5 protein-coding genes are annotated in these 6,184 nt (G+C 35.2%); 1 reads left to right on the forward strand and 4 read right to left on the reverse strand.

All coding sequences use genetic code 11. The features are described from left to right. Positions 1 to 192: 192 nt before the first annotated feature. Entirely contained in the window at positions 193 to 1,122 is a 930-nt protein-coding gene (locus H0V01_00005) for a glucosaminidase domain-containing protein (protein ID MBA2581747.1), read from the reverse strand. A gap of 446 nt (positions 1,123 to 1,568) precedes the next feature. Here H0V01_00005 and H0V01_00010 point away from each other — a divergent pair, with 446 nt between their 5' ends. Beyond that, positions 1,569 to 1,814, forward strand: coding sequence for a hypothetical protein (locus H0V01_00010; GenBank protein MBA2581748.1), 246 nt, complete (start codon positions 1,569 to 1,571; stop codon positions 1,812 to 1,814). 218 nt (positions 1,815 to 2,032) lie between these two features. On the opposite strand, the gene H0V01_00015 is transcribed toward H0V01_00010, so the two are convergent. The 3 genes from H0V01_00015 to H0V01_00025 form a co-directional block, all read right to left on the reverse strand. Further along, positions 2,033 to 4,447, reverse strand: coding sequence for a T9SS type A sorting domain-containing protein (locus H0V01_00015; protein MBA2581749.1), 2,415 nt, complete (start codon positions 4,445 to 4,447; stop codon positions 2,033 to 2,035). A gap of 255 nt (positions 4,448 to 4,702) precedes the next feature. Next, entirely contained in the window at positions 4,703 to 5,497 is a 795-nt protein-coding gene (locus H0V01_00020) for a hypothetical protein (GenBank protein ID MBA2581750.1), read from the reverse strand. A 382-nt stretch (positions 5,498 to 5,879) separates the two neighbouring features. Then, positions 5,880 to 6,122 (reverse strand): hypothetical protein, encoded by a 243-nt coding sequence (locus H0V01_00025; protein MBA2581751.1) that lies wholly within the window; start codon positions 6,120 to 6,122, stop codon positions 5,880 to 5,882. Positions 6,123 to 6,184: the final 62 nt, after the last annotated feature.

Genomic DNA, 6,184 nt, shown 5'->3' on the forward strand with positions numbered 1-6,184 from the left:
AAGTTACAGAAGGTTAAGTAAAGATTTTGAATATCATACTGATACAAGTGAAACTATGATACAATTAGCAATGATTCGACTAATGCTTAATAGAATTAAAAATTAAATTCAAAACAGTTTCTTAATTAATCAGAAAGTTATCTGATTTTTTCAGACCTTGTTGAAAACTAGGCCCCGCGCTAGTGCTGAAAATTATTTTCTCCTCCTTAAATTCAAAGTTTCTCCAACTTTTACTTGATCTCCTTCAATTAAATTGTTGTAACGGTAAAGCTTTTTTAATTTAACAGCATGTTGTTGTGAAACAGAGCGCAGGGTTTCCCCTTTTTTTACAACATGTGTTTGCTCATTGGCTTTGTTTCTTTTTGGCTGTAAGTAAATTACATCACCCGCTTTTATTTGTTCAGCTTTGCCAAGGTCATTGTATTTTAATATTTGCCAGGGGGCCATATCCAAAGTCTTGGCTATTTTAAAAGGGGAGTCTCCATGCCTTGCAATAATAAACTTTACATTGTTTTTAAGGGAAATGTTCAATGCAACTCCAATAGGCTTTGTAGCAGTTATTGGAGTTGATTTTTGAGTGAAAGAAGGAATTTCACTTAATTTATCATACTTGTTAAGATTGTTGTCTTCAATTAAGCGGATCAATAATTCCGCATACCTTGGGTTGGTGGCGTATCCCGCCTTTTTTAAACCGTGTGCCCAACCTTCATAATCCGAAACAGTTAGTTCAAACAAAGGTTTATACCAACTCCTGGTTTTTAAAAACTCAGAATGGTCACGAAAAGATTCTTGCGCAGAATGGTATTTTCTAAAACATTCATTTCTTGTATCATCATCCTGGATAAAAGTAGGCCCATTCCACCCTTTATGGCATTTTATGCCGAAATGATTGTTTGCATACCGGGCAAGAGGACTGTTTCCATCACCCGATTCAAGAATTCCCTGGGCAAGAGTAATGCTTGCAGGTATTCCGCTGGCATGCATTTCTTTGATGGCTTCCTCACTGTACCTTTCGATATATTCCTTCCTGGTCATTTTTGATTCCGAAGGTTGAGCTTCGGAATTGATTGCTAAAAATACAATCAAGGCTGTAAGAATTGGTGCAGAAATTCTAATTATCATTCGGTTTTATAGATTCTTAAGCATAAAATGTTAATGCTTAAATTGTTGCCTAATTTGCAAATATAAAAATGTTTTCCTCTTCCTGTTTTTATTATTTGCCAAGTTGTTGACACCTGATTGTTTATTTTGAATCTGAACTTTAAGCATACTACGCATTGTATGGCTTTTTTGTTCTGGAAATTTTGCCAACAAATTCAGGGTGGTTGTTATCTTCTTTCCAGGGAATACGGGTTTATGCAATTAAACAAAGTCAGGTTCTCTGAATGTGGCCTTATTGGTATTGTTGCTTACAAAAACATGAAACGGTACTGTTTTGTTTTTCAAATAAAACCGTTTAATATCCTAGGAATTATGTAATTTTTTTAAACTATTTTGTAACAAATTTCTTTTAAAAACAGCCCACCTTTGTTTTATAATTTAATTGTTACTCATTAAAATTAAAGAAAATGAAAAATCCACTTTTATTTGCATCGGCCCTGGCATTAGTAGTTACTTCAATGGTATCTTGTAAAAAAGAATACACTTGTGAATGTTCAAAAACATACACCAGTGGCTCTGGTACAACTACAAAAGATTATTCTGTTTATACATATAAAGAGAACAGGGTAAGGGCTGAGGAAAGATGTAATGCAAATTCTGCTACAGGTTCCGATATTTGGGGTGATTATAGCATTAATTGCCAGATTAGATAATATTTCAATTTTAATAATACCTGTTATTATTTTACCTCATTCATTTGGTGAAATAATAACAGGTATTAAACTTTTCTAAATTGATTTTATTCGCTAGGTATCCGTGTTTAACCCAAAGCTAGAATAGGCGTTTAGTCAAATAATCTGTAAACTAATTTGGAATAGATTTAGATTTTTAAATGCCCAAACCTGGCTAAGAGATTATTCTAATCCTTAATTCACAGGGAGGTATTAATGTTTATTTTTTTTATACTAATGCTTCCGCCTGAATTTAAGGTGAGAAAATAAATGCCACTTGCGGGATTAACAAGCTTTATATGTTTTTCCCTTGTGCCTGGTTTTAAAATAGCGGAGTATATTACCTTTCCTCCCAAATCACTTAGGTAAATTTCAGAGCCGGGATTATCTTCAGGTATTTTAACAGTAAAATTTCCATTGTTTGGATTTGGATACAGCTTCATTTCTGTTGCCACTGCTTTTACAATTCCTGTTGTTGTCATGTTGTAATTGTCTGATAATTCTGAAAAACAAGTATTGTTTGATTGAACCCTTACAGTGTAAATTCCTGCATCATTTACGGTTATTTCCTGAGAATTGTTGGGGAGAACAACACCATTAAAACTCCATTCATAGACAATGCCGGGTTCAGAACAATGCAGGGTGTTTCCATTTATTAGAATGATTTCAGGCTTAGCAGGAATTTCCAAAATACGTGCCAGGGCAGGAGATCTTAAACTATAACATTTGCCATTGAAATCAGAAACGTAATAAGTTGTACTTGAATTTAGCACAGGAGTTGTAAAAACAGGGCCGGAATTAATAGAATTAGTTGTTGTGTTGTTTTCGTACCAATTTGGATTGCTTGCACCTAAAGAAGAAAGTGTTAAACTTCCCGGACCACAGCATTCTGCTCCGAAAGACTGAGGAGCGCTTGGAATTGGGTTTATAATTGCTTTTACTTTTGTTCGAATGCTTTCATTTGCTCCGTCAAAATTTGCAACATAAAAGGAATCCGTCTGGTTTATTATGGGGGTGGTATAGTTTGCTCCGGTAAAAAGAAGATTTCCTCCGGTGAAATTTTTATACCAACGGTAATTTATTCCTCCTGTTGCTGTCAATAACAGAGTGCCGCTTCCACAACGTTCCTTGTTAACTGCTATGGGAGGAGCAAGGGTGGTAGTGGAGGGGGAAGATAGTTCTAATACGGTAACAGACAAGGCTGGAAGAGACAAAGTAGCACTAGTGCCGTTTAAGGTTACAGTTCCATTTTGTGTAAAGGAAGGCGAAACATCCGAATCCGCTGTTCCTTTCATTTCCCATCTCTTTCCGCTTGCATTTGAAATAAAACCTGAAATGGATAAATTCACTGTTTGTGCGCTTCTTTCTTTATTGATGATAAAAACATTTAGTTTGTTGTTAGCCTGGTGGTGGCTTGCAAAACTTCTTGTTTGGGTTGTCCCACTAGATTGTACCATGCTTTGCAGCAGAAATTTACCCCATAAAGACATGGCTATTCCATTTGCATTAAATCCTCCATTTTTATTCAAAGCATCATAAATATGGTAGGGCTGAGTGCTATTGTTTATCCAGCGGGTATTCCAGAAAAATGAACCTTCAACTTTTGGATGCTTTAGTTGCTCACCCAATATTTCAAAAGCCACTAAAGCATGACCAAGATCGTTGTTGTTTGGCCATTGTCCAGACCAATCCATTGAATTGAACTCAGTAACAAGAACTTTAATCCGGTTTCTTTCCGAAACAGGTGCGTACTGGTTTATGGAATTGGCCGCAGTATTAACAGCCCCTGTAAGAGAAGGAGTACGGGTACGATAGTAATCATAGCCACCTGTATATTGATAAGCAGGGTAACTGCTTACGCCTAAATAATCAATATGGGCAGCAGCCAAAGGTAGCACAGTTTGCCACCAGGTGGACTTTTCGCCATTTGCTATTATTTTTATACTTGGGTCTATTGCTTTTAAGGCTTGTGAAAATTCAATTACATCAGTACCGTATTGGCTTGCAGTAACGCATCCGTTGTATGCACAGTTGTAACTTTCATTGCCAATCATCCAGTATTTTATTTTGTGGCCTTTTATGATATTAGCATACTTCACCCATTCCTGGGCATTTTTTATTAATTGTGCTTTCGTTGGAATTGTTCCGCAACTCGCTGCCTTATACATGCAATCATAAGGAACAACAATAAGCGGTTGAGCTCCTACAGCATTACACATAATCATGAATTCATCAAAATCAAGTGTAAGAGCTTTGTAGGTTTTCCAATCTGTATTCATCCAACGTGATTCTCCTGAGGGCCATTCACAACTTCCGGGTCGAGTAGCAGTTGGACGGGGCTTGTCCCAGGGTGAAACCGACCAAAAATAGCTATCTGCTTTTTCACCCCCTGGATACCTTAAGAATTTCACGCCCATGTCCTGTAATGCCTGAGTAGTGCTTTTTGCTGGTGTGGGCGATAAAAAAGAATCATCCATCAAATGGTTCATGTTTATGCCAACAGGGTGATTGGAAACATTATTTAAAACAGTTCCAACATTTACAGAAATAGTATGCTGTGCATAAACGCCAGATGCAAAAAGAAAAATAAGCGAAAAAATACAGTTGCATTTCATTTTGTAAGGAATTAATGAAAGCCTGTTTCTTTGTAAAACAGCCTAGGTAAAGGGTTTGTATGAGTTTTTACTTTAACTTTTCATTGGATTAGTTATTGCAGGAAAAATGAAATTAAGCAGAATTGAGAAAAAAAAGAGGCCTTTCAGATTTTTCTGAAAGGCCTCTTTTAGGGTTTGCTTATTAGGCAATAAAAAGCTTAACGAATGATAAAAAGAAAAATTAAATTACAATGGATTTATCCTTTTAAGTAGAATTTATTTAAGTATATATCTTGCAGAAATACTTCCATCAATGAAACCTCTACCCCAATAATTGAAATAAAAATAAGGCATTAAATCTAAACTTACAGTAAAAGGAACTTCATTGAATTTATACTCTAAACCACCAATGCCCACTATACCTATAGCAGTAAAAACAGTATTAGGATAATAATAATTATTGCATTTTGGATTATTTGGATCATTGCAATTACCATAATTGTTATATAAGTATCTATGCCTGTAAAAGCCAACTCTGGCCCCTCCACCATAAACCCATGTAAGTTCGCTTACATCAAATGCATTGCCTTTATGCAATTCATACATACCGGTTATGGAAATGCCACGCCATTGAGTCCCTATCACACCTTCCAGGGCCGCATTGCTGCTGATGAAATGTTTAATGGAAAATCCGGATGTTAAACCACCCCTTAATCCTATAGCGGTAGTATAGCCAAAATCACCGGAGGGAGTTAAACTATTTGAAGCATTTAAAATTGATCTTTTCCGGGTATCCATTGAAAAAGCTTTTGTTTGTTTCTTTTCAGTAGAAAAATAGTTTGCATCTGCATCGGTTTTTCTACCTGGTATTTCATTTGTCAGTTCTCCTTGATTTTTGATTGTTTCAGTTTCGGAATGAATTGGATTGGAAGTTATCTCATTATGAATTGATCCAGATCCACTCCTTAATTGCATTTCATTTTCCGAATAAATAAAATTTGTATGAGCATTTCCTGAACTACCTATTAAAAGTAAAGAAAATGTTATCAGGGTTATTATGTACGTTTTCATGGTCTTATGTTTTTAGTTAGTAGCTTTCATTAATTAGGATACTATTACAAAGAAAATAAAATTTTTGAAAATTAACGGTTAAAATAATAGTTTTTTATTCAAGAGCTATTCTTTGTTTTGCGTATACTCATGGTGTTTAGTATGTGTTTTTTAAATTGAAAAGCATGAAATATTTCCTTCTTTCAGTTTATTTTCAGGTACTTCAACAGCCGATTTATTTATAATTTCAGGTATTATTAAAATCCATTGCTTTTTCACCTTTGGATGAAAACTTCGGATGTGGTTTTTTTAATTGACTGGGTGTTATTTGAAAAAAACATTGGCCCATATTTAAGCATCGATGAAACGGCATTGTCGCAAGGAGAGCTTTATACAGTTGTTACTAATAAAGAAGCAAAAGGAAAGAAAGGAGCTCGTTGCTAGGAAAATCCTGAATGGTCATTTCATCATAGAAACCTTTTGACGTTAGTTTATGATGTGAATATTCTTCTGGAATAGTATTCTTTTCTTCCAAATGAATATGATAAGATTTTTCAAGAGGATCTATTTTGGCAATCTTAAAAAATTCCAAGATCCCTTCTGGCAAAATCAAGTTTGCCAAGCTGTGGTTTTCATCTCTTTGCACGTAGAATATTTTTTGCAAAGAAATGATTTTTGTTCATTCCCCCCAACTTTTCCGCTTGATCC

This window comes from Bacteroidota bacterium (assembly GCA_013696965.1).
GTDB lineage: Bacteria > Bacteroidota > Bacteroidia > JACCXN01 > JACCXN01 > JACCXN01.